Here is a 26,245-nt window from a genome sequence, read left to right on the forward strand (position 1 = left end):
CACGGCATGGAAACTCTGAATTATCGTTTTGAACACGGCAGTCGTGCGCTGACGGCGCAGCCGCAGGTGGTGGGCGTGGTCGGTTCCGGCAATCTGGAAGTGCTGATCGAGGCGGCCGATCTGGGCGGCGCCTGCAGCATCGAAATCCAGACTGCAGCAGTGGGCTTCGGCGCCATCTGGCAGGCCGTCATGCACGACTTCCAGCAGCGCTGGCAGCTGGCCGATGCGCGCATCTCCATCAACGACATGGGCGCCACGCCTGCCGTGGTCAGTCTGCGCATGGATCAGGCAGTGCAGACCATGCTGGGAGACGCAGCATGAGCCGCCCGGTCAGCTATCAGGAAGCGACGGCGCGCGAACGGCTGCAACAGCTGTTCGATGCCGGCAGCTTCGAGGAATTCCTGCCGCCGTCGGCACGCGTCATCAGCCCCCATCTGGGCCAGCTCAATGCGCCGGTTGCCTTTGACGATGGCGTGGCCGTGGGGCGTGCAAGCCTGAACGGCCAGACCGTCTACACGGCAGCACAGGAAGGCGGCTTTATGGGCGGCGCCGTGGGCGAAGTCCATGGCGCCAAGCTGGTGGGCCTGCTGCGCCGCGCCGTGCAGGATCAGGCCAGCGCCGTGGTACTGCTGGTGGAATCGGGCGGCGTGCGCCTGCATGAAGCTAATGCCGGACTGATCGCCGTGTCCGAAGTCATGCGCGCCCTGCTCGATGCGCGCGCTGCCGGCGTGCCGGTGATCGTGCTGGTAGGCGGCGCCAATGGCGCATTCGGTGGCATGGGCATCGTGGCGCGCTGCGCCAATGTCGTCATCATGTCGGAAGAAGGCCGGCTGGCCATGTCCGGTCCGGAAGTGATCGAAACGGCCAGCGGCGTGGAAGAATTCGATGCGCGCGACCGCGCACTGGTGTGGCGTAGCACGGGCGGCAAGCATCGCTACCTGATGGGCGATTGCCACAGCATCGTGGCCGATGATATTGCCGCCTTCCGTGCAGCGGCAGCACAGGCGATTGCTGCGCTGGCGGGCCAGAACGCAGCACTGAGCCTGAGCGCGCTGGAAGCCGAACAGCAGATGCTGGAACAGCGCATAGTCCAGTTCGGCCAGTTGCGCGATCCGGTCGAGATCTGGAGCGCCATGCAGATAGCCGATGCCGCCAACATCCCCATGCTGGACGTGGAGAGTTTCATTGCAACGGCCAGCAAGCGCCGGATGGGAGCCTGAGATGCACGCCAAAACTGACTGGAAAAGTATCGCCGCCGGCCTGTTCCCGGACGGCCATAGCATTAGCGAACAGGACTGCTTCCTGAGCGGCTATGGCCAGTTCGAAGGCCAGCAGATCGGCGTGATCGGCACCACCGAACACACCCCGATCGGCGTGGAAATCGCACTGGCGCAGGCGCAAGCCATCCTGCGCATCGTGCGCGAGCATCCGCGCATGCCCATCCTGATGCTGATCGATACGCAGGGCCAGCGGCTGCGCCACCGCGACGAAATGCTGGGCATTAACAGCTATATGGCCCATCTGGGCAAGTGCGTCGATCTGGCACGCCGTCAGGGCCACCGCATCATCGGGCTGGTGTACGATCAGGCCCTGTCGGGCGGCTTCATTACCAGTGGTCTGATGGCCGATGCCTGCTATGCCCTGCCCGACGCCACCATCCGCGTGATGGGCCTGCCCGCCATGGCACGGATTACCAAGGTGCCGGAAGAACGGCTGACGGAACTGGCGCAGAGCAATCCCGTGTTCGCGCCGGGTCCGGAAAACTACCAGCGCATGGGCGGGCTGTACGCCATCTGGCAAGGCAATCTGGCGTCCCATCTGCGTGCCGCACTGGCCCAGCCGCTGGCAGGCGACATCCGCAGCGGACTTGGTCTGGAACGGGGGGGGCGGCGCTACACCCAGCCCGTCATCGACGCCGTGCTGCACGGTGGTGCTGTGCAGATCCGCTAAGCAGACTATGCCTGCCGCCAGCGCACTCCGCACCGCCAGGCACCAGCTGGTCTGGCTCGACGCCAGCGGCTGGCAGGCCGCCCTTGCGGGCGCCAGCCCCGAGCACCGCGACGCTCTGCTGCTGTGGCAGCAGCGTCAGGCGCCGCTGGTGGTGCGCCGCCACGAGCCCGATGCGCGGCCTAGCCAGATCTGCCTTGGCCTGCCCATGCCGCCAGACGCCATTAGCGGCCACAAACTGCGCATCGCCCTGAAAGCGGAGCGACGCCATATCGCCCATATCAAGCCTGCCCTGCCGTTGCATCTGACGCTGGGCATCGTCACGCCATGGCAGGACAGTCTGGCCGAATTTGCCCACGCAGCCCAGCCGTTTGGCCTGCAGGTCTATGGCTCGATGGCCATGCAGGTGCTCACCGGCCTGCCCTATCTCAGTGACAGTTCGGACATCGATCTGCTATTTCATCCGCGCAGCGCAAGGCAACTGGAACAGTATCTGACGCTGCTGACCGCTTACGCTGGCTGTCTGCCGCTCGATGGCGAAATCATTTTCCCCGGCGATCAGGCCGTGGCATGGAAAGAATGGCGGCAGGCACAAACCAGTCAGGCCAAGGTACTGGTCAAGACTGGCGCAGGTGTGCGCCTGAGCGACACGGCCAGCCTGCTGGCCACACTGGAGCAGCACTGATGGCCCACCTCTACACAGCATCTATCGCCACTAATGTGCCAGCCAGAAGCAAAGCAGCTGCGCGCTGCCTTGCCGATGCACAGGCTACGGCCAGCGCCTGTGCAGCCCTGCTGGCACGGACCGAAGCGCGTGCCTATGCGGCCCGCGTGGCGCGGCTGGCCGTACGCAGCCTGTATCAGGAACTCTGCCTATACCCTAAGCCGGGGCTGGTGTCGCTGGTCGATAACGGCAGCCATGACGACATGGATGCGCGGACCTTTGTGCGCAGCCTGTTCTCGCTGCGTCACTACTTCCGCCAGATCTGTCTGGCCGGCTGGGACAACGCAGCGTTTTCTCACCTGCGCCAGCTCGGCATCGAAGCGGAAGCGGCCATGCTGCGCGCCACGCGCGGCATCAACACCCATCGCGGCGCGATTTTCAGCCTCGGGCTGCTGTGCGCCAGTGCCGGCCGCGCCCGCGCGCAAGGCATGGCCAGTTCGCCAGCCAGCCTGCGCGCCGTGCTGCTGATCCGCTGGGGCAGCGAACTGGCGGGCCATGCCGCCGTCAAACCGGCCCAGCAGCACAGCAGCAATGGCTTGCGCGTGGCTGCACGCTACGCCGTCAGCGGCGCCCGCGAAGAAGGTGCGCTCGGCCTGCCCTCGGTGTTTGAAGTAGGCGTACCGGCCCTGCTGGCGGCAACGGCGCGCGGCGCCAGCCCGCGCTGCGCCCGCATCGACACGCTGTATGCGCTGATGGCCCATGTCAGCGACAGCAATGTCTACCACCGCGCCGGTCCCGCAGGAGCGCAGTTTGTACGCCAGCAGGCGCAGCGCTTTCTTGCACTGGGCGGCACAGCCCATCAGCGCTGGCACACGCTGGCACTGCAGGATCACCAGAACTTTGTCGGCCTGCGGCTGTCGCCGGGCGGTGCCGCCGACCTGCTCGCCGCCAGCTGTCTGGTGCAGGCACTGGCCGGACCTGCAGCATGAACGACAACGGCCGTCTGCTACTGCTCTGTCCGGGCCAGGGCGGCCAGCATGCCGACATGTTCGATCTGGCCCGCAGCGATGCACAGGCAGCCGCGCTGCTGGCCAGCCTGCCCCTGCCTGCCATGGATCAGATCTACGCCAACCGCCATGCCCAGCCGCTGATTGTGGCCGCGACACTGGCCATGTGGACGGCGCTGCGCCCACGCGCACCAGCGCCAGCGATGGTGGCAGGCTATTCGATAGGCGAACTGTCCGCCTATGGCGTGGCAGGCGCCTACAGCGCAGCCACCAGCGTGCAGCTGGCGAGCGCGCGGGCGCAATTGATGGATGAAGCGGCCCAGACCGAACCGGACCAGACGCTGCTGGCCGTATCCGGCATCGCGCTGACGCGGGTACTGCCTTTGCTGCAGGCATCCGACTACGAACTCGCCATTGAAACAGGGGAAGATAGCTGCATTGCCGGCGGCCCCGGCAGCCAGCGCGCGGCGCTGGAACAGGCGCTAACGCAGCAGGGCGGGCGCTGTACCCATCTGCCGGTAGCCGTAGCCTCGCATACACGCTATATGCAGGCTGCCGTCGCGCCGTTTGCCGCCTTGCTGGCGCAAACGCCTTTCCAGTTCCCGCAAGCGCCTGTACTAGCGGGCATCAGCGCGGTGCCCGTGCAGCAGCAGGCCATGGCTGTAGACCAGCTAGCGCGCCAGCTAGCGAGTACTATCCACTGGTCGGCCTGCATGGACGCCGCCGCCGAAGCAGGCATCAGCTATGCGCTGGAACTGGGGCCGGGTGCTGCCCTGTCGCGCATGCTGCAGCAGCGCCATCCGCACATCAGCACCCGTTCGGTGGCCGACTTCCGCAGCCTCGATGGCATACTGCGCTGGCTGGAGCGCTGCAGCGAAGCCTGAACACGCGCTCCGCCAGAACCCGTTCGGCAGCGCCCAAACGACAAGGGATACAACACCATGTTGCATCCCTTGCAGTGCCAAGGCCGCTGGCCTCAGGTCAGCGCCCTAGCTGTCTTTGCGGGCGCCAGCCGGTTTCGCCCCGGCCGTGCTCTGAGTGGTGCTGCTGCCAGTGGGCGACTGTGCCGTCTGGCCACCCTGCATATTGCCTTCGCGAATATCGCCGCTATGCTGACCGGCACTCTGCATGGTCGACGTGCCGCGCATTTCGCTGCCACGCGACTGGCGCATGCCATCGTTATAGCTGGTAAATGGATCACTGAATTTTTCCAGCGCATCCTGGTGGTTGCGCATGGTTTTTTCGGTTTCCTCCGAAGTGACGCGCGCCACTTCGTCGGCCAGTGCCTTGGCCGTGCGGCTGGTTTCCTGCACATGTTCCTCGGCCACTTTGGACAGGTCCACCTGGGTGTCGGCGGCGATACGGGACAGGTGCTGCTGATAGGCACGGACTTTTTCAGCCGTCGGCTGAGCATGTGCAGCCACAGCGGCAAACGCTTCCGTTGGACGATGCGACGTAATCATATGCTGGCCAGCCTTGGTACCTTCTTCCAGCATAGTCTGGGCCAGCTGGATATTCAGATCGCTGTATTGCTGCATAGTACGGAACAGCGACTTCGACATATCGTTAAAGAACGACAGTTGCGCTTCCATGTGATTTTTTGCGGCGGGGGTGACAGATTGAGAATATGGATACATAGATAAGCCTCGATAAAAGATGTGTAACTGTGAATGATTTGAACCGGTTCAACGCCGCTTAGGCAGCGCGAATGACAAGGCTACGTGACACAGGAGTGGTACCTCTGATATAGATCAAAGGTGCACACCTAGAATCGAGGGAACTTTTTAAATCGGAATTTTCTGATACGAGTAGCGGGATTCTGCTCAACGCATGCGTTTCAGGTCGCTCAGGTTAAACCATAGCTCCTTGCGCGCCAGCGGCGTCTGTGGCGGCAGCAAGGGATTGTTCAGCTCGATCAGCACGCGCTTGTCGAGCTGCGCACGCCGGATTGCCGGGCCAAAATGGCGCGCAAACAGCTGGCCGAAAGAACCATCGGCCAGCGCCAGCTCCAGCCCCTGCCGCAAATTCTCGGCCAGTTCGGCATTCTTCTTGTTGACGAAATAGTAATCGGCCGTAGGGTAGATCAGCAGGATGTTAGGGTCCACTGCCAGATCGGGATGGTGGCGCACTTCGCTCCAGATTTCGTGCACCGAACGGGGCGCCCAGTCGAAACGCTCCGCTTTAAGCATGCCGAACAGGCTGCTATATACGGTCACCGGATAAACGACGATGCCGTTATGGCGCAGTATGGTCAGATCGGGCCAGTCATGCCCCTGCCCGGTGGTGTAACGGCGCAAATCCTCCACGCTGCGTACCGCAGCCAGCAGATTCCTGCGCTCCGCTTTCACCAGGCCCAGCCGCCAGCCGATCAGGCCGCGCGACATGGGGATGCGGATAGGCAGCAGCAGTTTTTCCCGCTCCACCGATGTCATGGTACTGACCACATCGATACGGCCTGCGCCCGATTGCAACTCCACCAGCGCACGGTTCTGCTGCATGCTGGTGGGTGAGAGTTCCACCCGATATTTATTGCCCGCCTTTTCCAGCGCCAGTTTCAGCAAGGCATGACCATATTCGCCGCGCTCGTCTTCCACGCTCTCGGCGCGCGGATAATGCACCACAATAGGCTCGGCCCGGACAGCCGCCATCCAGCACAGACCCAGCAAAAAGAGACAGAAACGCAGCGCCACAGGCAATCCGGAACGAGATATTTTCACTTCGACCATACCGGCACGCCTGTGAACCGTCAAGCCTGCCTTTTTTTTCATCAGCACCGTGCACAGCAGCCCACATGGGTGTACACTGTACGAAATTACCTTGGGGAAATACCATGGCCATCGCTGTGCTCAGTTCAGGCGTCACCGGACTCAATGCTGCCGAGCGCGCACTGGGTAATAGCGCCCATGCGATTGCCAATATCGGCACTCAGGGCTTCCAGCCTTCGCAGGCCTATTTCGCGGAAAGCCAGCCGGCCGGCAGCGGCGTGACCGTCTCGTTTCAGGCCCAGCAATTACAGCAGATCGACGGCCCCAGCCAGACCGATCTGGCCAAGGAAACCACCAATTCCCTCGTCTACGAAAAGCAGTTCGATTTCTCGGCCAAAGTCATCAAGACTGCCGACCAGATGCTGGGCTCGCTGATCGATACCAAGGCCTAAGCCCGTTCATGTCGCTTATCCGCCCTTTCCGGCTGCTTGCTTCGTGCTATCTGCTGGCTGCTGCGGCGCATGCCCATGAACCGGCCGTACAAGTACTGTACAGCGAACGTCCGCCCTATTTGCTGCCTTCGGCCGAAGGCGGCCCCGGCGGACTGACGGGCGCTCCGGCCACACGCGCCTTCAAACAGGCTGGCATCGCTACCCGCTGGCTCAAGCTGCCCACCAACCGCCAATTGCTCACCATACGCGACAGCAAACTGCCGAGCTGCGCCATCGGCTGGTTTCGCACGCCGGAGCGCGAACGCTACGCCAGATTCAGCCGGCCGCTCTATCATGACAAGGACTGGACTGTACTTGCCCACAGCAGTCTTGCCGAACAGGGCGCGGGCAGCCTGCATGAACTCATGCAGCACAAGGAAGTGCGCATTCTTGTCAAGGACAACTATTCCTACGGCAGCGAACTGGACAAACTACTGGCCCGCACCAATCCCGTGCTAGCAGTATCCACTGCGCCCACCAGCAAAATGGTGCAGTCGATTAGCATGGGCGCTGCCGACATGATGTTTATCTCGGAAGAAGAAGGCAGCTATATCATGGAGCACCATCCAGCCCAGCAGACGCGTAGCCTGCGCCTGCTGCACCTCAAGGACCTCCCGCACGGCGGCGAACGCTACCTGATGTGCAACAAGGCCATGCCGGAAGCTTACATGGATCGCCTCAACAATGCGCTGGGCTCGCCCCCTGCTGGCCACTAGCTAACCGGCACGGAAGCGCGCGATGGCCGCTGCGACCATGCCCTCGGCACTGCCGCTGCGAACAAACTGCTGGCGCAGATAATGGGCATCACTGCCTTCGTGCGTCACCGCCACCAGATGTTCCAGCCCGTCCGTGCCGCCCAGCGCCGCTGCATAGGGCAGCATCTTGCGCAGCGTGGTCAGGATATCCTCGCGCAGCGACAGGCTTTCGTAGGTTTTGGGATGCACCAGTGTGCCGTCCAGACCGAAGCGGCAGGCCTGAAAGCGGTTGTAGTTATAGACCAGATAGTCGTCCTCCTGCGGCGCCGCTTCGCGCCGCTCCAGCAGATAGGCGCACAGTGCCTGCAGATAGCTGGCCAGTGCCGCGGCCCGTGCCACCGTCAGCGGCGTATCGCACACGCGCAGTTCGATGGTGCCGTATTCGGGCTTGGGGCGGATATCCCAGTAGAAGTCCTTCATGCTGTTGATCACGCCCGTATGTTCCATCTTGGCGAAATAGTCGCGCTCGAAGCTGGCCCAGTCCAGCAGGAACGGCGCCCGCCCGCTCATGGGGAAGGCAAACACGGAATTGAGCCGCGCCGAATTGAACAGCGTGTCGTTGGCCTGTACGAAGGGCGAGGACGACGACAGCGCGATAAAGTGCGGCACGTAGCGGCTCAGCGCATGCAGCAGATACAGCGCATCGTCGCCCGACGCGCAGCCGATGTGCACATGCTGGCCGAAGATGGTGAACTGCTTGGCCAGATAGCCATACAGCGCCGAGACCTCCTTGAAGCGGGGCTTGGCATAGATGCGCCGCTCGGTCCACTTCTGGAACGGATGGGTGCCGCCGCCGCAGATGCCGATATTGAGCCGCTCGCCTGCCTGCACCAGCGTATCGCGCACCAGTTCCAGCTGGGCCAGCAAGGCATCGTGCTGATGCTGCACATCGCTGTTAATCTCTATCATGCTCTCGGTGATCTCGGGCGTAACATTGCCGGGAAACGGCTTGCGCCCCAGCAGATGCAGCAGATCGGGACTGGACGCCGTCAGATCGTAATCGGACAGGCTGACCAGTTGCAGCTCCAGTTCCACCCCCATGCTCAGCGGAGTGGATGATTTAAACGGTGGCAAAGGCATTCAGACTTCCTCCTCGTCAGGGGTTTCGCGTGCCCAGATCAGGGCACGCTGGGTCAGCACGGGGCCCAGCACTTCCAGCAGCAGCGTCATGGCAGCCAGCGCCGCCAGCTCGTCCACCAGAACGATGCCCACATAGCGGGTCTGCTCCAGCAGCAGCGTAACGAACACCGACATCGGCGCCAGCGCCACACCGGTCAGCAAGCCTTTGCGCCAGCTGATCCCGCCCGCGCGGGCAAACAGCATCACCGCGCCCGTCTTGACCAGAAAGCGCGCCAGCACCAGTACGGCGCCCAGTGCCGCACCGGCCACCACGCGCTCCCATTCCAGTGCCGTGGCGGCAAACACGAACAGCAATATGGCCAGCAGTTCGCCGATGGCGCCGAAATTGCGCTCGGTACGGCTCAGCATCACGCGGCTATGGCGTGCTGCCAGGCCGAAGGTCAGCGTGGCCAGCACCGGCGACACATCGAGCGTGTGGGCCAGCAGCACCAGCAGCATTACGCCCATGGCAAAGGCCAGCGTGCCATCCTGCGCCAGTGCGCCCAGCTGGCGCAGCAGGGCCGGCACCAGCCAGCCCAGCAGGCCGCCCAGCAATGCTGCGCCACCGAGTTCGATCAGGCTGTGCGAAACCGCCTGCGCCAGACTGCCGGAAGTCTGGAACACCCAGAAGCCCACCACCACCTTGAACACGAACAGGGCCAGCACGCAGTTGATGGCCACCAGATGCAGCACGCGCTCCGTCACCTGCCCGGCGCTGTCGGACTCGTTAATCACCCGCAGCACGCCGGCGGGCGACGTGGACATGGCCAGCGACGCCAGCAGCAGCGAGGTCAGGGGCGGCATCTGGGTCAGGTGGGAGATCAGGTACACCACCGCGAAGGTGGCGGCCGCTTCGGCCAGCCCGCTCACGGCTATCCACGGATTGATGCGCAACCAGTGCAGATTGATGCGGTAGCCGAATTCGAACAGGATCAGGCCGAAAGCCAGATTGGCCAGCAGCGTGACGGTGCTGGAAGCGCCGCTGCTGAAACTGTCCGGCATGACCTGCGCCATCAGAAAGCCGACCAGCCCATACATGCTGATGCGGGGCAGGCGCGACCAGCGATGCAGTACTTCACCGGCCAGCCACGCCAGTATGATGGCGAGCGGCCAGCCCATAGCTGTCACGATGCGCGAAAAATCCGCCATGCTCTACTCCTGCTGTTGGAAACTTGTACAATTCTGGCGGGGCGGCACAGTTTCTACTGTGCGCCAGGATACATATGCAAGACAGCAGAGATAAAAAGGGTAGCCCATGCTAGAACTACTGAGCGAGCACGTCTGCTTTGGCGGCGTCCAGCGTTTTTACCGCCACACCTCACAGAGCACGGGTCTGCCCATGCGTTTCGGCCTGTTTCTGCCGCCCGCCGCACATCAGGCGGGAGCGCAGGTGCCGGCGCTATTCTTTCTGGCCGGGCTCACCTGCAGCGAAGAGACCTTCATGATCAAGGCCGGTGCCCAGCGCGTCGCAGCGGAAGTGGGTATGGCCCTGATTACGCCCGATACCAGCCCGCGGGGTGCCGGCATCGACGGGGAAAGTGCGCACTGGGATTTCGGCGTGGGCGCCGGATTCTATCTCGATGCCAGCGCGCAGCCATGGGCGCGGCACTACCGCATGGAGAGCTACATCCACGAATTGCAGCAACTGCTGGTGAAGGAATTCCCCATACATCCGCGCCGCATCGGCATCAGCGGGCATTCCATGGGCGGCCACGGCGCACTGACGCTGGCCTTGCGCCGGCCCGATATCTTCCGTTCGGTTTCCGCCTTTGCGCCTATCGCCGCGCCGTCGCGCTGCCCGTGGGGCATCAAGGCCTTCAGCGGCTATCTGGGCGAAGACCGCAAACAGTGGGCCGCGCACGACGCCAGTCTGCTGATGGAACAGGAGCAGACGCCCTTCCCCGACGGCATACTGATCGATCAGGGGCTGGGCGATAAATTCCTCGCCGAGCAGCTCTACCCTCAGGAATTCGAAGCCGCCTGCATCAATGCGCGCCAGCCGCTGCAACTGCGCCGCCATGCCGGCTATGACCATGGCTATTACTTCATCGCCAGCTTCATCGACGATCACATCCGTTTCCACGCCCGCAATCTGGCCAGCTGAGGCGGCGCCGGCTATGCAGGCACGCCGCTAGCCCGCTGGCGACGCCAGAAACAACAGGGGCCGTGACGCTGCCGTCACGGCCCCTGCATTATTAAGCTGGTGCGTCGCGCTTACAGCTGAACTTTGCCCAGCACATTACGGATGGTGCTGGCCAGATCCTCGGCAGAGAACTTGGCCACGTAGGCATCCGCGCCCACGCCTTTGACGTGGTCTTCATTGGTCTTGCCCGACAGCGAAGAGTGGATCACCACCGGAATCTTGGAGAAGCGCGCATCCTGCTTGATCAGGCGGGTCAGCGTAAAGCCGTCCATCTCCGGCATTTCCAGATCGGTCAGCACCATCGCGATGCGGTCCTGAATCTGGATGCCTTCCGCCTTGGTGCCTTCGTAGATCGCCTGCAGGCGATCCCACGCTTCCTTGCCCGACTTGGTCATGATGAAGTGTGCGCCCATCGCTTCCAGACCTTTTTCGATCAGGTTACGCGCTACCACCGAGTCGTCCGCTGCCAGCACCACGGCGCCCTGCTTCATATTCAGTTTCGGACCGATGGTTTCCGGATCGACGTCATCGCCGTCCGACGGAGTCAGGTCGCGCAGGATGGTTTCCACGTCCAGCACTTGGGCCAGACGGGTGTTCTGCACATCGCCGTCGACGCGGGCGATACTGGTCACCTTGCCGCCAGCCGTGCCTTCGGCGGTCAGCACCTGGCTCCAGTCCAGACGCACGATCTCGTCTACCGACTCCACCGCAAACGCCTGGGTGGTGCGGGCAAATTCCGTTACCAGCATGATGTTCAGGCCGGTCTTGGGCTTGACGCCCACGATACCGGGCAGATCGAGCACGGTAATGATCTGGCCGCGCAGATTGACCACGCCCAGCATATGCTGGGGCGAACCGGCCACTGCAGTCACTTCCGGCATCGCGACAATTTCGCGGATTTTGAAGACGTTAATACCAAACAACTCAGAATGTTCGCCATTGGCATCAGCGCCAAGGCGGAACAGTAGCAGTTCGAATTTATTGGAGTTGGTCAGATTACTGCGCTCATCAACTTCCTGCTGAACTGATTTCATAGATTTCGTCTCCGAAGGTGGTCCGCTAACCAGCAGTCGCCCTGATGGGGCAACCCTGCCATTACGCCTCAGTATAACGTTTGCAAGTGGGATAAGTCACATTTTGCGCGGCAAAGTATTGATTTACAGCACGATTTACAACGCTGTTCTTGAAAATAGGCAAAAAAAAAGAAGCCGCAAGGCTTCTTTTTTGATGTACCGCTGAATTCTGGAGCGGGAGAAGAGTCTCGAACTCTCGACCTCAACCTTGGCAAGGTTGCGCTCTACCAACTGAGCTACTCCCGCAGAAGGCAAGATTATGACAGAAGCACGACAAAAATACCAGAGCCATTTTTCTGCCCGTGCAAACACTGGCCGCAACGGGCCGGCACTATGAGGCCGCGCAACTTTTTCATGCAGTAATGATGGTGTAAAGTAAGACTGGTTTTGCAATATTGAAAGTAGTGAAATGGATGCTGTTGAAGTCATACTGATCATGCTGCTGGCGGTGGTGGCCAGTGCCTACCTCTCGCGCCTGCTGCCGCGCGCGGTGCCGCTGCCGCTGGTGCAGATCACCCTAGGCGCCCTGATCGCAGCCAAGTCCAGCCACGGCGTGGAACTGGAACCGGATCTGTTCTTCCTCGCCTTCCTGCCGCCACTGCTATTCCTCGACGGCTGGCGCATTCCCAAAAGCGGCCTGCTGCGCGACAAAGGCATGATTCTCGAACTGGCGCTGGGACTGGTGATCTTCACGGTAATCGGTGCCGGCTTCCTGATCCACTGGCTGATACCGGCCATGCCGCTGGCGGTGGCGTTTGCGCTGGCAGCCATCGTCTCGCCTACCGATCCTGTCGCCGTCAGCGCCGTCGCCGCCAGCACGCCCATCCCCAAGCGCCTGATGCACATACTGGAAGGCGAATCGCTGCTCAACGACGCCAGCGGCCTGGTTTGCTTCCGCTTTGCCGTAGTGGCGGCCCTGACAGGTGCATTCTCGCCGGCCAGCGCGGCCATGACTTTTGTCTGGCTGGTACTGGCCGGGATAAGCGCAGGTGTCGCAGTCACCCTGCTGGTGACAGGCGTACAGCGCTGGCTCACGCGCCACTTCGGCGAGCCGGTGGGCTCGCCCATACTGGTCAACCTGCTGCTGCCATTCGGCGCCTATCTGGTAGCCGAGCGTCTGCATGGTTCCGGCATACTGGCCGCCGTGGCTGCCGGCATTACCATGAGCTATGTGGAACTGAGCGGCCATGCACTGGCTCACACCCGCATCCAGCGTTCGGCAGTCTGGGATACCGTGCAGTTCGCCCTCAACGGCGTGATGTTCGTGCTGCTGGGCGAACAGCTGCCTGACGTTTTCCGTGACGCCCGCGCCACCATCGAGGAAAGCGGCCACCTCAATCCATGGTGGCTGGCCGTGTATGCGCTGGCCATCAACGCCGGTCTGCTGCTGTTGCGCATGCTGTGGGTCTGGGCCTCGCTGCGCCTGACCGTCTTCAAACAGCGCATGCGCCACCAGCCGCGCCTGAAGATCAATCCGCGCCTGCTGCTGGCTACCACACTGGCCGGTGCGCGCGGCACCATCACGCTGGCTGGCGTGCTGACGCTGCCGCTGGTGATGCCGGATGGCCGGCCCTTCCCTGCGCGTGCGCTGACGATTTTTCTGGCCTGTTCGGTGATACTGGTTTCGCTGCTGATCGCCAGCATAGGCCTGCCGCGTCTGCTGGCCGGGGTCAGTTTCCCGGCCGAGACAGAAGAGCAGCGCGAGGAAGATCTGGCACGCCGCACTGCCGCCAAAGCCGCCATTACGGCCATCGAGCAGACCCAGATCAGCCTGATGGAAGCGGAAAGCTGCGTCGATCCGGAGGTGTATCCGCAGGCGGCTGCGCGGGTGATTGCGTTCTACGAGCACCGTCTCAAGGAGGTCGATCCAGCCAGCGAGCAGGTCTGGCGCAAAACCGACCATGCCGAACAGGAGCTGCGCTTTGCCGCGCTGGACGCGGAACGGCGCGCCATCTGGAATCTGGCCAGACATGATCACATTTCCGATGAAATTTCGCGTAAGCTGGTGCGCGAAATCGATCTTATGGAAGCGCGCTACCGCTAAGCCTATGCCCAAGACCCGCACCATCGTCAGCATCGCCTGGATATTGTTCTGGGGCCTGATGATCGCCACCTCGGTGCAGGAATACCTGCGCGATCACCAGCACGGCATCTGGAAACCGGTGCTGTGGGAAACTTCGTCTGCCCTGGTCGCCAGCGTGCTACTCCTGCTGCAGCGGCATTACACGCGCCGCCATGACGCGCTGGTCGCCGCGCCGCTACGCTGGTTCCTGCGCCAGCTGGTGTGGCTGCCCGCCTACTGGATACTGTTCGTCCCGCTGGCTTTCAGCCTACGCCATGCCGTGTATGGCCTGATGGGCGAGCAGTACACCCATGATGGCTGGACACAGGTGTATCTGTACGAAGATATCAAGATGACGATTTTCTTCTCGCTGTTTACTGCGATTACTTTCGGCATACTGTCTTTCCATGCCATGCTCGATGAACGCCTGCGGGTAGAACGGGCCAATGCCTCGCTGCGGCAGGCGCAGCTGCTGCAGCTTAGCCAGCAGATGCAGCCGCATTTCCTGTTTAATGCGCTCAACACCATTTCGTCGCTGATGCACAGCGATGTAGCAAGGGCCGACAGCATGCTGGTGCAACTGGCCGATGTGCTGCGCGCCACGCTGGAAGTGGGCGAACGCCATCTGGTCACGCTGGAAACCGAACTGCGCATCGTGCGCGGCTATGCCGCCCTGATGAGCGAACGGTTTGCCGACCGGGTCAGCATTACGTGGGACATCGAGGAGGGCGCACTCACCTGCGAGGTGCCCGTCATGTGTCTGCAACCGCTGCTGGAGAACGTCTTCAAGCACACGGTGGAACGGCGGCGCCAGCCGGTTGCCATCCGCATTATGGCGCAACGCCAGCAAACCACACTCACGCTGTGCGTGCAGGACGATAGCGGCCTGTTGCCTACGCCCGCAATAGGCAGCGACACTGATGCCGGCAGCGGCATCAGCCTGCGCAACCTGCAGGAAAGGCTGGCCGCACTGTATGGCAAGCGCGCCAGCTTCGAACTGCGCCAGCTGGCACCAGCCGGCGTACTGGCCGAGCTAAGGCTGCCATGCGCATCCTGATCGTCGACGACGAGCGTCCCGCGCGCGAAAAATTGCGCCGTCTGCTGGCGTCCGAGCCCGGCATCAGCGCAATCGAAGAAGCACGTGATGGCGTCGAAGCGCTGGAGCGCCTGCCCGCCTTCGCGCCCGATCTGCTGCTGCTCGATATACAGATGCCGGAAGTTAGCGGCCTCGATGTCGCCGCTTCGCTGCCCGCACCGGCGCCTTGCGTGGTATTCGTCACGGCGTACGATGACTATGCCATCCGGGCCTTCGATGCCAACGCCATCGATTACCTGCTCAAGCCCTACGATCAGCCACGCCTGCAGCGCGCGCTCCTGCGCGTACGCGAACGCCTCGCCCTGCGCGCAGCGGCCAGCACCACTACCTCGCTCGACGATGCGCCCATGCCTTCCCCTGTCACCGTGCAGCTTCCCGCCATTACCCAGCTGCTGGTGCCCGAACGCAGCGGCACACGGATAGTCAAGGTCGACCAGATCGGCTGGATAGAAACGGCAGATAACTATGTCGTGCTGCACACGGCCCATGCCGCACCGCTGATGCGCCAGACACTGGCCGGCCTGCTGGAGCAGCTCGGCCCGCGCTTCGTCCGCTGCCACCGGCGCGCCGCAATCCAGCTCGAATGGGTAGCCAGCATCGTCAATCTCGACAAAGGCGATGGCGAAATTATCCTGCGCGACGGCAGCCGCGTGCCGCTCAGCCGCCAGTACCGCAACGAGCTGGAAACGCGCCTCAGCGCCGACTAATCCGCTTCGCCCCACGCCACGCCCGTTTCGCCCCAAAACCATCGCTGCGCACAGCTGGCGGCGCTAGTCTTGCAACATCAACCAGGAGACTAGTATGAACCAGACTCGCCTTAACCCCCAGCGCCTGTATTTTCTCGACTGGATACGCATCTTCGCCTTCTGTGTGCTGATCTTCTACCACACCGGCATGTACTACGTGAGCTGGGACTGGCATGTGAAAAGCCCGTTCGCCAGCGACGCGATCGAACCGCTGATGGTGCTGTCGTCGCCCTGGCGGCTAGGCCTGCTGTTCCTGATTTCCGGCGCTGCTACCGCCTTCATGCTGCAGAAGTGGCGCGTGAGCACCCTGCTGCGTCAGCGCAGCTGGCGTTTGCTGCTGCCGCTCATATTCGGCATGTTCGTCATCGTGCCGCCGCAAGCCTATTTCGAAGTGGTGGAAAAAGTCGCCTATCAGGGCGGCTACGCAGAATTCATGCGCCTGTATGTGAGCGGCTACCATGGCTTCTGCCGCGGCAGCGACTGTCTGCGCCTGCCGACCTGGAACCATCTGTGGTTTGTCGCCTATCTGTGGGCCTATACCATGCTGGGCGGGCTGCTGGCGTGGCTGCTGGGCGCGCGGCTGGGAGCCATTTCGGACGCGCTGGGCCGCCTGCTGCAAGGCTGGCGTATTGTCGTACTGCCGGTAGCCGTGCTGGCCGCAGCGCGCTTCGCGCTGGCCGACAGCTACCCCACTACCCACGCGCTGGTGGACGACTGGTACAGCCATGCCCAGTATTTCTTCCTGTTCGTGCTGGGCGCCCTGCTGGCAACACAGGCTGCTTACTGGCGCCGAGTGGAAGCGTTGCGCTGGACCAGTCTGGCCTTGTGGCTGGCCAGCTGGGCCCTGATCGTGTGCTACTGGTCGATACCGGAAGCACTGGCCGGCACGCCCGCAGTACAGCAATGGAAGCCGCTGATGCGCACCATCTACTGCCTGTGCCAGTGGGCGCCTATCCTCACCGTCTGCGGCTTCGGTTTGCGCCACCTGAATTTCGACAGCGCCAAACGGCGCTATCTGACCGAAGCCGTATTCCCCGTCTACATCCTGCACCAGACGCTAATCGTCAGCATGGCGCACTGGCTCAAGCCGGTCCGCCTCGCCCCTGCCACCGAAGGGCTGATCCTGATCGTGCTGACCTTTACCATCAGCTTCGGCGTGTTCGAGGTGGTGCGCCGCATTGCCCTGCTGCGCCCTCTGTTCGGACTGGGACCGCTTACTTCACAAACGTCAGCGTATGTTGCGCAGGCCCCGGCAGCAACGGCGCCGGACGGCCATGCACCCAGTCATCCCGGCCATCAAGGAAGTATGGCGACAGCGGGTGCCCGCTCTGGCCACCCGGCAGGTTGAACACGCCCTGCTCTTCATGGCCCGGCGACACCGACAGCCGCTCGGACTGGCCGAAGTTAGGGCCAGATACACGCGGCATGTGCTGATCACCGGGCAGCATGTCCGGTGCCACTTTCAGGAAGCGGCCCAGCAACGGCACGGATGCTGCAAACGGGTGGGCGCTGGTAGCGGTATTGCGCTCGCCCCAGCTGGCACTGGCCAGCGACTTGCCATCCTTGGTCAGATTGGCAATCACGCGGTCGATCGCCGCCAGATGCAGCGCCTGCCAGCTGGCGTACTGCGGCGGCAGCCACGCGGCCGGCTGCTGATCGAGCACACGGGCCAGCACCACCGGCCAGCGCGAAGTAATCGCAGCCATGCTGGCTTTCGGGTCGATGGCTGCCAGCTGTTCGTTGGCGCTCTCGAACAGCAGGTCGTACAGCGCATACATATAAGCACGGCTAATGCGGTAACCTACCGAGTCCACGCTGGCCTTGCCGGTCCAGCTATCCTTGAGCAGCCTGAGTACTTCGGCACGTTGCGGCTGATGGTCCAGCGCCTTGGCATCGAGTGCGGCGATGGCACGCTCGCGCCATGAGGACTGGAAGATAGCGCGGTCATCGAGACCGATTTCATAGACTTTCTGCACATTGGTCTTGGGGCCCAGCGCCGTCAGGTCTTCGCGTACCTGATGGGTGCGAGCGCCAAGGTCGAAACCGCCATCGCCCAGCTTGTCCGAGCCGGCATTGAGCAGCTGGCGGCTATTGGCCGTGTAAAGCTGGCCGGCGGCGGGATTGACCACTTTCGGATATTCTTCCGGCGTCAGCCAGCCCGTCCATACGCCTGCCGCTTCCGTGACCGCCATCGGGTAGGTGGTGACATTGCCGCTGGCGGCACGGCGCGGCAGCGGACCGGCGATGGTCCAGCCGATGTTGCCCTTGTCGTCGCCACCAACGAAGTTCTGCGCCGGTATGCCCAGCGTCGGCGCAATTGCCAGCGCCTGATCCAGCGTATCGGCCCACTCCAGTTGCTGGGCGTTGACGTTCACGGCCTTGGTGGTATGCGCCACCCAGTGCACCGCATAGCTGCGCCCACGCGATTCGCGGATAGGGCCCAGCGTCGTCTCGCGCACGGCCAGCTTCTCCGCAGGCGCGCCTTTGACGAGTATGATTTCCTCGTGCAGCACCGGCGTTTCCCAGCCTGCCTGCGTGCGCACCTGTCCGGGTTTAGCGGCATCGGTATCGAGCGCGATCAGATCGACATAATCGCCATAGCTATTGGTGAAGCCCCATGCCACATGGCCGTTACTGCCCACCACCACCACGGGCGCACCGGGCAAGGTAACGCCGACGATGCGGCGCTGGCCGCCCTTCCCGTCCGGGAACTGCAACGCAGCGCGGTACCAGATGGCGGGCAGCGAAATGCCAAGGTGCATATCGTCAGCCACAATGGCGGCGCCGGTATCGCTACGGCTGCCGGCCACGGCCCAGTTATTGCTGCCTACGGTATTGAGGAAATCGGCGCTGGCCAGCTTGGTGCCGTACAGTGCCTGCACGCTGGCTGCTTTCGGATCGGTCTGGGTAGCGCCGCCAGCCGCTTTCGGTTTGCCCCACCAGACTGGCGGCGCATCCGGTATGGTCGCCGTACCGGCGATAGGCGATACATCATCGAGCGGCGCATCCCAGTGGGTGGCTTCCGGCGCGAGGAATACCCGCTGGGCCGGACTGGCATTTTCCGCCATCCAGCCACGCGCCAGTTCGCGCGCTTCCTGACTGCCCTGCAGATCGAAGTACATGGCCCAGATCACCAGCAGCGAATCATCGGCCGACCATGGACGCGGGGCCATGCCTACCAGTGCATATTCGAACGGACGGCTACGCAGCTGCGCCAGACCGGCATTAACGCCCGCGGCATAGCGTTCGAGCAGGGTGCGGTCGGCCGCCGGCATGGCTTTCAGCGCTTCGGCAGCGCGTGCGCGGAAGCGGTGCAGCCGGTGCGATTTATCCACGCCCAGTGCCCGTTCGCCAAACAGTTCGGACAGTTCGCCCGCTGCAACGCGGCGCAGCAGGTCCATCTGGAAGTAGCGTTCCTGCGCATGCACGAAGCCGGTGGCATAAGCCACATCGAGGCGCGAGCCGCCGCTGATCAGAGGCACGCCATGCGCGTCGCGCGCCACGCTGGCGGTGGTTTCCAGCCCGGGCGCCTGCTGGGTGCCGTCCAGTTGCGCCAGACTGCCGCGCAAATACAGCCAGCCACCTGCTACGGACAGGGCCACAACGCCCGTCACACCCACAGCTACCCGCTTAGACCAGCGCGCCACTTTGCTTCGATTCATGCTTACTCCATCCCTTGTCTAACTTACATGACGGTGAGTTTGCCAGAAGCGATGCGCAGCGCGCAAGCATGCAGTTTCAGATCGGATCAGCTCAGTTCAGCTCAGTTTAGTTCGCGCGCCACTTCGCGTACGGATTTCAGCAGCAGGCTGGCGCCGGGCGACATGATGTGCCCTTCCACCGTGATGATGCCATAGGCGTCCATGCGGCACGGCAGCTCGATCGGCAGAATATTCAGCACGCCCTGCGATTCGTAGTACTTGGCCACCGCCACCGGCATCACGTTGAGCGCGTCGGTCTGCTGCAGCAAAGGGGTAATCAGCAGCACGGCCGTGGTGTCGATCACGTTGATCGGCACTTCCAGCCCGGCGCGGCGGAACATCAGTTCGCAGCGGGCGCGCAGAATACTGCCCTGCGGCGGCAATATCCAAGGCTGGCTGGCCAGCTCGCGCAAACTCAGCTTGCGCGCCGACAGCAGCGGGTGGCCGGCGCGCACCACGGCGCAAGCCGGTTCGTCACCCAGTTCTTCGTAGCTCAGGCCCTCGGAGCTATGCCGCTCGGGGATACGGCCTATCATGAAATCAAGCCGGCCACGCTGCAGCTGCTCCAGCAGGATGTTGGACTGTTCCATCTCCACGCCTATGCGCAGGCGCGGCGCCTGCTGCTTGGTGCGGGTGATCGCCTTGGGCAGCAGTTCTATGCCCGGCGTCATGATGGTGCCAATATCCACCTGCCCGGCCAGACCGGCCTTGATGGCGACGATATCCTCGTGCGCCAGCGACAGGCTGGTAAGCGCCATGCGGGCATGGCGGATCATGGTTTCACCGTAGATGGTCGGTTCCATGCCGCGCGGCAGACGTTCGAACAACTGCACGCCCAGCATTTCCTCCAGATCCTTGAGCTGCTTGGAGGCGGCCGGTTGTGTCATGTGCAGCTCTTCCGAGGCACGGTGTATATTGCGTTGTTCGTCCAGCGCGATCAGCAGCAACAGCTGGCGCGTTTTCAGGCGCGCGCGCAGGAACCAGTTGGGGTTAGTATCCATCGAAAAATGATATCACAATCAGTATTGCAACATGCTCCATCCAGATTGATTGGGTATCACTTGCAGGCTGCGGAAGGATTCCCGGCCGGACCTTCCCTGGTCTGCGGAATAAACGGGATGGTGCCGTCGGCGTTGTACTTGAATTCTTCCACGGCGACGGAACGGCGATATTCGCCGCCACCGGGCAGCTTGGCGTTGTGGTAGAAGATGTAGGACTTGCCGTTAAAGTCGATAATCGCCTGATGGATGGTCTTTACCCTGGCGTTCTTCGACATGATCACGCCGCGATACTGCCATGGCCCCGTTGCCGTCGGCCCCGTCATGTAGGCCGTCTCCTCGGGGAAGTTGCGCGAGTAGGACAGGTAGTAGGTGCCGTTATGCTTGTGCAGATAGGACGCCTCGGTGAACATATCCATGCCCACCGTCTGGATAGGGCCATCGAATTCGATCATGTTCGGTTTCAGCTTGGCGTACTTGAGCACCGTATTGCCCCAGTACAGGTAGGCCTGACCGTCGTCATCCTGAAAAATCGCCGGATCGATATCGTCCCATGCAATCGGCGATTGCAGCGTCATATCATTGGTGACCAGCGCAGTGCCGCGCGCGTCCACAAACGGGCCTTCCGGACGGTCGGCCACGGCCACGCCGATGGCATGGCCGGGGATGGTGGCATGATCGACCGTGGAATAGAAGTAGTATTTGCCATCGCGCTTGGTGATGTCGGCGGCCCACGCGTGGCCCTTGGCCCATTTGAAGGTGGCTGCCTGCACGGGCGAGCCACGGTCGGTCCAGTTCTTCATGTCGCAACTGGTGTAAAGCCGCCATTCATTCATCACATAATCGGGGCTCTTGGACGTGGCTTCGTCGTGGCCCACGTACAGATACACGGTACCATTTTCCACGTAGGCCGACGGGTCGGCCGTGTACAGTTTGGGGAACAGCGGATTGGCTGCCTGCGCCAGCGGCGCGGCCAGACTGGCCACGGTCAAAGCCGCGAACGTCAGAGGTTGCAGATATTTTTTCAAAACAGTCTCCTTGTAAATCCTAACGGCGTGCACCCAGCGCCAGCGCGCGCTGAACCACACAGAATACGAACAGCAGCACCCCGATCACGATCTTGGTCCACCACGAGCTAAGGGTACCGTCGAACGCGATCAGCGTCTGGATGGTGCCCAGTACCAGCACGCCGGACAGCGCGCCAGCCACATAGCCATAGCCGCCACTGAGTAGCGTACCGCCTATCACCACAGCCGCGATGGCGTCGAGCTCCGTGCCCTGTGCGTGCAAACCATAGCCGGACAGCATATAGAACGAGAACAGTACGCCGGAGAGCGCGGCGCAGAATCCGCTGAAGGCATAGATCAGCACTTTGGTGCGGGCCACGCGCAGCCCCATCATCTGGGCCGACTGCTCGTTGCCGCCCACCGCGTAGATGGCGCGACCGAAAGGCGTGCAATGGGCCACGTAAATGGCAGCGGCCAGCGTCAGCAAGGCAATCAGGGCCGACGGCGACAGATAGCCGTCCAGCACCGGCAACTGGGTCTGCGACATGCTGACGAACAGCGGCTGGTCGATGGTAATCGAATTAATGCTGATCAGGTAGCACAGGCCGCGCGCCAGAAACATGCCGGCCAGCGTGACGATGAAGGGCTGCAGCTTGAAAAAGTGGATCATGGCACCCATCAATGCGCCGAAGCCGGTGCCGACTAGCAGCACAATGACAATCGCCAGCAATGGCGGCCAGTGCCACACCTGCACCATCCATGCCGCCATCATCGTGGTCAGCGCCAGTACCGAACCCACCGACAGGTCAATGCCGCCCGAGATGATGACAAAGCTCATGCCTACCGCAATCACCAGCAGGAAGGCATTATCGATCAGCAGATTCAGTAGCACCTGCAAAGACAGAAAACCGGGATAGGCGGCGCCGCCCGCACCCAGCAGCAGCGCCAATAGCGCTACCGTGGCCAGCGAAGTGAAATATGGCGACGCCATCGAGGCGCGTGCGCGCAATGCCAGACTACTCATGCTGCTTCACCTTTATTTGCCTTGGCGCGCGTGCGGAAAGCACGCCACATATTCTTGAACTCGGCCGATTGCGACAAACAGACCAGGAACACCACCACCGACTTGACCACCATATTGATTTCCGGCGGCAGGCCCAGCGAATAAATGGTGTAGGTCAGCGTCTGGATGATAAGCGCTCCTACCACACTGCCGACCAGACTGAATTTGCCGCCGGCGAGCGAGGTGCCGCCCAGCGTGACGGCCAGAATCGCATCGAGTTCCAGCAGCAGGCCTGCATTATTGGCGTCGGCGCTCTTGATATTGGCGCTGATGATCAGGCCGGACAGGCCGGCGCAGGCGCTGCAGAACACATACACGAAGAAGATCAGCACCGCCGTGCGCAGGCCGGCCAGCCGGGCCGCGACGGGATTGACGCCCACCGTCTGGATGAACAGGCCCAGCGCCGTCTTACGCATCAGCAGCGCCGTCAGGGCAAACACGCCGCCCACCAGATACAGCGAGAACGGCAGCCCGAACAGATAGCCGCTGCCGAGGAAGAAGTAAGGCTGGTAGTACACGGTGATGATCTGGCCATCGGTGAACAGCTGGGCCAGGCCCCGTCCGGCCACCATCAGGATCAGCGTGGCGACGATGGGTTGCAGGCCCAGACCGGCCACCAGCACGCCGTTCCATCCGCCGCACAGCAGCGCCGCGCCCATGGCCGCACACAGCGCCCACACCATAGGCGTATTCGCCACATAGGTCGGCACCCCGTCCTGCAGCACCATGGTGCCGCCGATCAGCATCGAGGCTACGGTAGCGCTGATGGCCACCACTGCACCCACCGAAATATCGATGCCGCGCGTGGCGATCACCAGCGTCATGCCCAGCGCCGCCAGTATCAGCGGGGCGGCGCGGTTAAGAATGTCGATCAGACTACCGTAAAGATGGCCATCCTTGATTTCGAGGTGAAAGAAGCCGGGAACCAGCAACAGGTCCAGCATCAGCAGCAGGACCAGCGCCGCCACGGGACGGAACAGAGGGTGGTGCACAAACATAGTAGAGGTTCCGGTTTTCGCTGCAGCGGCGGTCCGCTGCAAAGTCAGACTAGGCATGGCTCGCTCCCGCGGCGATCACCTGCAGTACCGAGCTTTCATCGAGCTCGTCGCGGGCATATTCACCGGCCGTTTTGCGGTCGCGCATCACCACAATGCGGTCGCTCACGCGCAGCACTTCCGCCAGTTCCGAGGAGATGAACAGGATGGACATGCCTTTGCGGCAGAGATTAGCCACATAATCCATGATCTCCTGCTTGGCACGTACGTCGATGCCGCGGGTAGGTTCGTCGAGGATCAGCATTTCAGGCTCGGTCACCAGCCAGCGCGCCAGCAGCACTTTTTGCTGATTGCCGCCGGAAAGCGCAGCGATGGGTGTTTCGATACTGGCGGTCTTGATGCCCAGCGCCTGCACGTAATGCTGCGCCAGTTGCTGCTGGCGTTTCAGCGGTATGGCGCGCAGGATGCCCATGCGTGCCTGCAAGGCCAGCATCATGTTCTCGCGCACTGACAGGTCCAGCACGGCGCCTTCATGCTTGCGGTCTTCCGAGCAGTAGCCTATGCCAGCGGCAATTGCGTCGCGCGGACTGGCGAACTGGCGCTGCTGCCCGTGGATGGCCACCTTGCCGCTATCGGCCCTGTCGGCACCGAACAGCAGCCGCGCCAGTTCGGTACGGCCAGAACCCAGCAGACCGGCCAGACCTAGCAGCTCGCCCTTGCGCACCTCCAGATCCACCGGCGCCAGCGAACCGCGCCGGCCCAGCCCCAGCGTACGCAGGAAAGCCGGCAGGCGGCCCGGGGCCGGCTCGCTCCCGGCGGCGACAGCCGGCTGCGCCGCCGCTGCCGCAGGCCGCACAACTGCGGCTGGCGCACCTACCATCTTGTTCACCAGATCGACGCGCGACAGTTCGCTGCAGGCATACTCGCCTTCCCGTTCGCCATTGCGCATCACCGTGATGCGGTCGGAAATGGCATAGGTCTGGTCGAGGAAGTGGGTAACGAACAGAATTGCCATACCCTGCTGGCGCAGATCGCGCAGCACGGAGAACAGCAGTTCCACTTCCTTTTCATCGAGGCTGGAGGTAGGCTCGTCGAGGATCAGCACTTTGGCCGATCCCAGCAGGGCGCGCGAGATGGCCACCATCTGCTGCACCGCCAGCGGGTAGCTGGCCAGCGGGCGGTCCACGTCGATATTCACTTGCAGGCGGGCCAGCAGCGCGCCAGCCTGCTCGCTCATGCCGCGCCAGTCGATACGGCCACCCTTGTGCGGATAGCGGCCTATGAAGATATTCTCGGCTACGGACAGATTCGGGCACAGATTAACTTCCTGATACACGGTGCTGATACCCAGATTCTGCGCGTCGAGCGTGGAAGCAGGACGGATTGCCCGGCCTTCCAGCAGAATCTGGCCCTGGTCGGGCACATGCACGCCAGTGAGCACTTTGATCAGGGTGGATTTGCCGGCGCCATTCTGCCCCATCAGCGTATGCACTTCTCCGGGATACAGACTGAGCGAAACGCCGTTGAGCGCCTGCACACCGGTAAAAGCCTTGCTGATGCCGCGTAGCTGCAGCACCGGTGCCACTGACGATAACACTGTCGATGAGCTGGTCATGGACTTAGTATTTACGGTTGGGGAATTCTTTGGCCGCCACTTCGGCAGGGAATACGCCCTCCACCGTAGTGATACGGCGCGGCACCGGCTTGCCGGCGACGATATCGCGCGCCAGCTGCATCAGCTGCGGCCCCAGTAGCGGGCTGCATTCCACCGTGACATTGAGCTTACCGGCCAGCATAGCTTCGAAAGCCCCCTTCACGCCGTCGATGGAAATGACGAGGATGTCCTTGCCCGGTTTCAGTCCAGCTTCTTCGATGGCCTGTATCGCACCGATGGCCATGTCGTCGTTATGCGCGTACAGCACGTTGATCTTCTTGCCTTCCGCCTTGAGGAAGGCTTCCATCACTTCCTTGCCTTTGGCACGGGTGAAGTCGCCCGTCTGCGAGCGGATTACCTTGAATTTGGCATTCCCGCCGATGACTTCCTCAAAGCCTTTTTTACGATCCAGTGCAGGCGCCGAACCGACCGTGCCCTGTAGCTCGACAATATTGATGACAGGATTAGGCAGCTTGGCCGAGCGTTCCAGCAGCCAGCGGCCAGCGCGGCGGCCTTCTTCCACGAAGTCGGAGCCGATGAAGGTGACGTACAGCGAAGGATCGCTGACATTGACCGCGCGGTCAGTCAGCACCACGGGAATTTTGGCGGCTTTGGCTTCGCGCAGCACCGTGTCCCAACCCGATTCCACCACCGGCGAGAAGGCGATCAGATCGACCCGCTGGGCGATGAAGGAACGGATGGCTTTGACCTGATTTTCCTGCTTCTGCTGGGCGTCGGCGAATTTCAGCGTAATGCCGTCTTTCCTGGCGGCGTCCTTGATGGACACGGTATTGGCAGTGCGCCATTCGCTTTCGGCGCCCACTTGCGAGAAACCGATGACCAGCGGTTTGGCGGCGTATGCGGCGGGAGTGGCGAAACAGGCGGCGAGGCAGACAGCGAAGCAGCCGCCAGCCAGCAGGGTTCTGCGTTTGGATTGCATAGCAAAGTCTCCAGATGGATTTTTATGTATCTTCTGCCATCCATACTATGAGAATCTCAAATATCTATCCAATCACATT

Annotated in this window: 24 protein-coding genes, 1 tRNA gene and 1 pseudogene; 13 read left to right on the plus strand and 13 right to left on the minus strand. The window is 62.4% G+C overall.

Features of this window, described 5'->3' with window-relative positions; genetic code table 11:
• The first annotated feature begins 6 nt into the window (after positions 1-6).
• Genes mdcC through GTP27_RS08245 form a run of 6 tightly spaced genes read left to right on the plus strand, consistent with a single transcriptional unit; the run spans position 7 to position 4,502 of the window.
• Positions 7-321, plus strand: a complete 315-nt coding sequence (gene mdcC / locus GTP27_RS08220; protein WP_161038684.1) for a malonate decarboxylase acyl carrier protein — start codon at positions 7-9, stop codon at positions 319-321.
• Entirely contained in the window at positions 318-1,220 is a 903-nt protein-coding gene (locus tag GTP27_RS08225) for a biotin-independent malonate decarboxylase subunit beta (RefSeq protein WP_161038685.1), read from the plus strand. The genes mdcC and GTP27_RS08225 overlap by 4 nt, the downstream gene beginning before the upstream one ends.
• 1 nt (position 1,221) lies before the next feature.
• Positions 1,222-1,950 carry a biotin-independent malonate decarboxylase subunit gamma gene (gene mdcE / locus GTP27_RS08230; protein WP_161038686.1) on the plus strand — a complete coding sequence of 243 codons (729 nt, stop codon included), beginning with the start codon at positions 1,222-1,224 and terminating at the stop codon, positions 1,948-1,950.
• Between the two features lie 7 nt (positions 1,951-1,957).
• On the plus strand, positions 1,958-2,632 hold the full coding sequence (mdcG, locus tag GTP27_RS08235) for a malonate decarboxylase holo-[acyl-carrier-protein] synthase (protein WP_161038687.1): 675 nt from the start codon (positions 1,958-1,960) through the stop codon (positions 2,630-2,632).
• Complete coding sequence (mdcB, locus tag GTP27_RS08240; protein WP_161038688.1) at positions 2,632-3,600, plus strand: triphosphoribosyl-dephospho-CoA synthase MdcB; 969 nt, start codon at positions 2,632-2,634, stop codon at positions 3,598-3,600. The genes mdcG and mdcB overlap by 1 nt, the downstream gene beginning before the upstream one ends.
• Positions 3,597-4,502 (plus strand): ACP S-malonyltransferase, encoded by a 906-nt coding sequence (locus tag GTP27_RS08245; RefSeq protein ID WP_161038689.1) that lies wholly within the window; start codon positions 3,597-3,599, stop codon positions 4,500-4,502. The genes mdcB and GTP27_RS08245 overlap by 4 nt, the downstream gene beginning before the upstream one ends.
• 105 nt (positions 4,503-4,607) lie before the next feature.
• Here the strand turns inward: GTP27_RS08245 and GTP27_RS08250 are convergent, their stop codons facing one another.
• The gene (locus GTP27_RS08250; RefSeq protein ID WP_229633543.1) at positions 4,608-5,210 is read right to left on the minus strand and encodes a phasin family protein; all 603 of its coding nucleotides are present in this window, start codon (positions 5,208-5,210) and stop codon (positions 4,608-4,610) included.
• A gap of 231 nt (positions 5,211-5,441) precedes the next feature.
• Complete coding sequence (locus GTP27_RS08255) at positions 5,442-6,308, minus strand: substrate-binding periplasmic protein (protein WP_371865898.1); 867 nt, start codon at positions 6,306-6,308, stop codon at positions 5,442-5,444.
• 140 nt (positions 6,309-6,448) lie between these two features.
• On the opposite strand from GTP27_RS08255, the gene GTP27_RS08260 reads away from it, so the two are divergent.
• Positions 6,449-6,775: a flagellar basal body rod C-terminal domain-containing protein gene (locus GTP27_RS08260; RefSeq protein ID WP_161038691.1), complete on the plus strand. Its 327-nt coding sequence runs from the start codon at positions 6,449-6,451 to the stop codon at positions 6,773-6,775.
• Positions 6,776-6,783: 8 nt separating this feature from the next.
• Positions 6,784-7,530, plus strand: coding sequence for a transporter substrate-binding domain-containing protein (locus tag GTP27_RS08265; RefSeq protein WP_161038692.1), 747 nt, complete (start codon positions 6,784-6,786; stop codon positions 7,528-7,530).
• Here GTP27_RS08265 and GTP27_RS08270 read toward each other — a convergent pair whose 3' ends face one another.
• Both GTP27_RS08270 and GTP27_RS08275 read right to left on the minus strand, forming a co-directional pair.
• Positions 7,531-8,649, minus strand: coding sequence for a YbdK family carboxylate-amine ligase (locus GTP27_RS08270; RefSeq protein ID WP_161038693.1), 1,119 nt, complete (start codon positions 8,647-8,649; stop codon positions 7,531-7,533).
• Positions 8,650-9,837 (minus strand): cation:proton antiporter, encoded by a 1,188-nt coding sequence (locus tag GTP27_RS08275; RefSeq protein WP_161038694.1) that lies wholly within the window; start codon positions 9,835-9,837, stop codon positions 8,650-8,652. It lies immediately after the preceding gene.
• 106 nt (positions 9,838-9,943) lie between these two features.
• On the opposite strand from GTP27_RS08275, the gene fghA reads away from it, so the two are divergent.
• Positions 9,944-10,792, plus strand: coding sequence for an S-formylglutathione hydrolase (fghA, locus tag GTP27_RS08280; RefSeq protein ID WP_161038695.1), 849 nt, complete (start codon positions 9,944-9,946; stop codon positions 10,790-10,792).
• 110 nt (positions 10,793-10,902) lie between these two features.
• Here fghA and GTP27_RS08285 read toward each other — a convergent pair whose 3' ends face one another.
• Both GTP27_RS08285 and GTP27_RS08290 read right to left on the minus strand, forming a co-directional pair.
• Positions 10,903-11,865, minus strand: a complete 963-nt coding sequence (locus tag GTP27_RS08285; protein WP_161038696.1) for a chemotaxis protein — start codon at positions 11,863-11,865, stop codon at positions 10,903-10,905.
• A 209-nt stretch (positions 11,866-12,074) separates the two neighbouring features.
• Positions 12,075-12,150, minus strand: a tRNA-Gly gene (locus GTP27_RS08290).
• A 163-nt stretch (positions 12,151-12,313) separates the two neighbouring features.
• On the opposite strand from GTP27_RS08290, the gene GTP27_RS08295 reads away from it, so the two are divergent.
• The 4 genes and pseudogenes from GTP27_RS08295 to GTP27_RS08310 form a co-directional block, all read left to right on the plus strand.
• On the plus strand, positions 12,314-13,948 hold the full coding sequence (locus GTP27_RS08295) for a Na+/H+ antiporter (RefSeq protein WP_161038697.1): 1,635 nt from the start codon (positions 12,314-12,316) through the stop codon (positions 13,946-13,948).
• Between the two features lie 4 nt (positions 13,949-13,952).
• Positions 13,953-15,023 (plus strand): sensor histidine kinase, encoded by a 1,071-nt coding sequence (locus tag GTP27_RS08300; protein ID WP_161038698.1) that lies wholly within the window; start codon positions 13,953-13,955, stop codon positions 15,021-15,023.
• A complete protein-coding gene (locus tag GTP27_RS08305; protein ID WP_161038699.1) occupies positions 15,011-15,769 on the plus strand; it encodes a LytR/AlgR family response regulator transcription factor in 759 nt (252 codons plus the stop codon). The genes GTP27_RS08300 and GTP27_RS08305 overlap by 13 nt, the downstream gene beginning before the upstream one ends.
• Positions 15,770-15,863: 94 nt before the next feature.
• Positions 15,864-16,955: pseudogene (locus GTP27_RS08310) on the plus strand (acyltransferase family protein); the annotation flags it as partial.
• Positions 16,956-17,022: 67 nt separating this feature from the next.
• Here GTP27_RS08310 and GTP27_RS08315 read toward each other — a convergent pair.
• From GTP27_RS08315 to GTP27_RS08345, 7 genes are all read right to left on the minus strand, one after another.
• Positions 17,023-19,470: a penicillin acylase family protein gene (locus tag GTP27_RS08315; protein WP_161038700.1), complete on the minus strand. Its 2,448-nt coding sequence runs from the start codon at positions 19,468-19,470 to the stop codon at positions 17,023-17,025.
• A gap of 101 nt (positions 19,471-19,571) precedes the next feature.
• Positions 19,572-20,510, minus strand: coding sequence for a LysR family transcriptional regulator (locus GTP27_RS08320; protein ID WP_161038701.1), 939 nt, complete (start codon positions 20,508-20,510; stop codon positions 19,572-19,574).
• Positions 20,511-20,566: 56 nt separating this feature from the next.
• The gene (locus GTP27_RS08325) at positions 20,567-21,535 is read right to left on the minus strand and encodes a glycoside hydrolase family 43 protein (protein ID WP_371865899.1); all 969 of its coding nucleotides are present in this window, start codon (positions 21,533-21,535) and stop codon (positions 20,567-20,569) included.
• A gap of 19 nt (positions 21,536-21,554) precedes the next feature.
• The gene (gene yjfF / locus GTP27_RS08330; RefSeq protein WP_161038702.1) at positions 21,555-22,538 is read right to left on the minus strand and encodes a galactofuranose ABC transporter, permease protein YjfF; all 984 of its coding nucleotides are present in this window, start codon (positions 22,536-22,538) and stop codon (positions 21,555-21,557) included.
• Entirely contained in the window at positions 22,535-23,575 is a 1,041-nt protein-coding gene (locus GTP27_RS08335; protein WP_161038703.1) for an ABC transporter permease, read from the minus strand. The genes yjfF and GTP27_RS08335 overlap by 4 nt, the downstream gene beginning before the upstream one ends.
• Before the next feature lie 49 nt (positions 23,576-23,624).
• Positions 23,625-25,187, minus strand: coding sequence for a sugar ABC transporter ATP-binding protein (locus GTP27_RS08340; RefSeq protein ID WP_161038704.1), 1,563 nt, complete (start codon positions 25,185-25,187; stop codon positions 23,625-23,627).
• 4 nt (positions 25,188-25,191) lie between these two features.
• Positions 25,192-26,166, minus strand: coding sequence for an ABC transporter substrate-binding protein (locus tag GTP27_RS08345; protein WP_161038705.1), 975 nt, complete (start codon positions 26,164-26,166; stop codon positions 25,192-25,194).
• Positions 26,167-26,245: the final 79 nt, after the last annotated feature.

Origin of the sequence: Duganella qianjiadongensis (genome assembly GCF_009857915.1) — a bacterium.
Lineage (GTDB): Bacteria > Pseudomonadota > Gammaproteobacteria > Burkholderiales > Burkholderiaceae_D > Rugamonas > Rugamonas qianjiadongensis.

Excerpts from the sequence above, each read along its gene's own strand:
- GTP27_RS08345 (WP_161038705.1), bottom strand. The coding sequence starts at position 26,166 with ATGCAATCCAAACGCAGAACCCTGCTGGCTGGCGGCTGCTTCGCTGTC.
- GTP27_RS08300 (WP_161038698.1), top strand. The coding sequence starts at position 13,953 with ATGCCCAAGACCCGCACCATCGTCAGCATCGCCTGGATATTGTTCTGG.
- mdcG (WP_161038687.1), top strand. The coding sequence starts at position 1,958 with ATGCCTGCCGCCAGCGCACTCCGCACCGCCAGGCACCAGCTGGTCTGG.
- GTP27_RS08270 (WP_161038693.1), bottom strand. The coding sequence starts at position 8,649 with ATGCCTTTGCCACCGTTTAAATCATCCACTCCGCTGAGCATGGGGGTG.
- GTP27_RS08295 (WP_161038697.1), top strand. The coding sequence starts at position 12,314 with ATGGATGCTGTTGAAGTCATACTGATCATGCTGCTGGCGGTGGTGGCC.
- GTP27_RS08275 (WP_161038694.1), bottom strand. The coding sequence starts at position 9,837 with ATGGCGGATTTTTCGCGCATCGTGACAGCTATGGGCTGGCCGCTCGCC.
- GTP27_RS08320 (WP_161038701.1), bottom strand. The coding sequence starts at position 20,510 with ATGGATACTAACCCCAACTGGTTCCTGCGCGCGCGCCTGAAAACGCGC.
- GTP27_RS08305 (WP_161038699.1), top strand. The coding sequence starts at position 15,011 with ATGCGCATCCTGATCGTCGACGACGAGCGTCCCGCGCGCGAAAAATTG.
- mdcC (WP_161038684.1), top strand. The coding sequence starts at position 7 with ATGGAAACTCTGAATTATCGTTTTGAACACGGCAGTCGTGCGCTGACG.
- GTP27_RS08250 (WP_229633543.1), bottom strand. The coding sequence starts at position 5,210 with ATGGAAGCGCAACTGTCGTTCTTTAACGATATGTCGAAGTCGCTGTTC.
- GTP27_RS08260 (WP_161038691.1), top strand. The coding sequence starts at position 6,449 with ATGGCCATCGCTGTGCTCAGTTCAGGCGTCACCGGACTCAATGCTGCC.
- GTP27_RS08285 (WP_161038696.1), bottom strand. The coding sequence starts at position 11,865 with ATGAAATCAGTTCAGCAGGAAGTTGATGAGCGCAGTAATCTGACCAAC.
- GTP27_RS08225 (WP_161038685.1), top strand. The coding sequence starts at position 318 with ATGAGCCGCCCGGTCAGCTATCAGGAAGCGACGGCGCGCGAACGGCTG.
- GTP27_RS08265 (WP_161038692.1), top strand. The coding sequence starts at position 6,784 with ATGTCGCTTATCCGCCCTTTCCGGCTGCTTGCTTCGTGCTATCTGCTG.
- mdcB (WP_161038688.1), top strand. The coding sequence starts at position 2,632 with ATGGCCCACCTCTACACAGCATCTATCGCCACTAATGTGCCAGCCAGA.
- GTP27_RS08315 (WP_161038700.1), bottom strand. The coding sequence starts at position 19,470 with ATGAATCGAAGCAAAGTGGCGCGCTGGTCTAAGCGGGTAGCTGTGGGT.
- yjfF (WP_161038702.1), bottom strand. The coding sequence starts at position 22,538 with ATGAGTAGTCTGGCATTGCGCGCACGCGCCTCGATGGCGTCGCCATAT.
- mdcE (WP_161038686.1), top strand. The coding sequence starts at position 1,222 with ATGCACGCCAAAACTGACTGGAAAAGTATCGCCGCCGGCCTGTTCCCG.
- GTP27_RS08340 (WP_161038704.1), bottom strand. The coding sequence starts at position 25,187 with ATGACCAGCTCATCGACAGTGTTATCGTCAGTGGCACCGGTGCTGCAG.
- GTP27_RS08245 (WP_161038689.1), top strand. The coding sequence starts at position 3,597 with ATGAACGACAACGGCCGTCTGCTACTGCTCTGTCCGGGCCAGGGCGGC.
- GTP27_RS08335 (WP_161038703.1), bottom strand. The coding sequence starts at position 23,575 with ATGTTTGTGCACCACCCTCTGTTCCGTCCCGTGGCGGCGCTGGTCCTG.
- fghA (WP_161038695.1), top strand. The coding sequence starts at position 9,944 with ATGCTAGAACTACTGAGCGAGCACGTCTGCTTTGGCGGCGTCCAGCGT.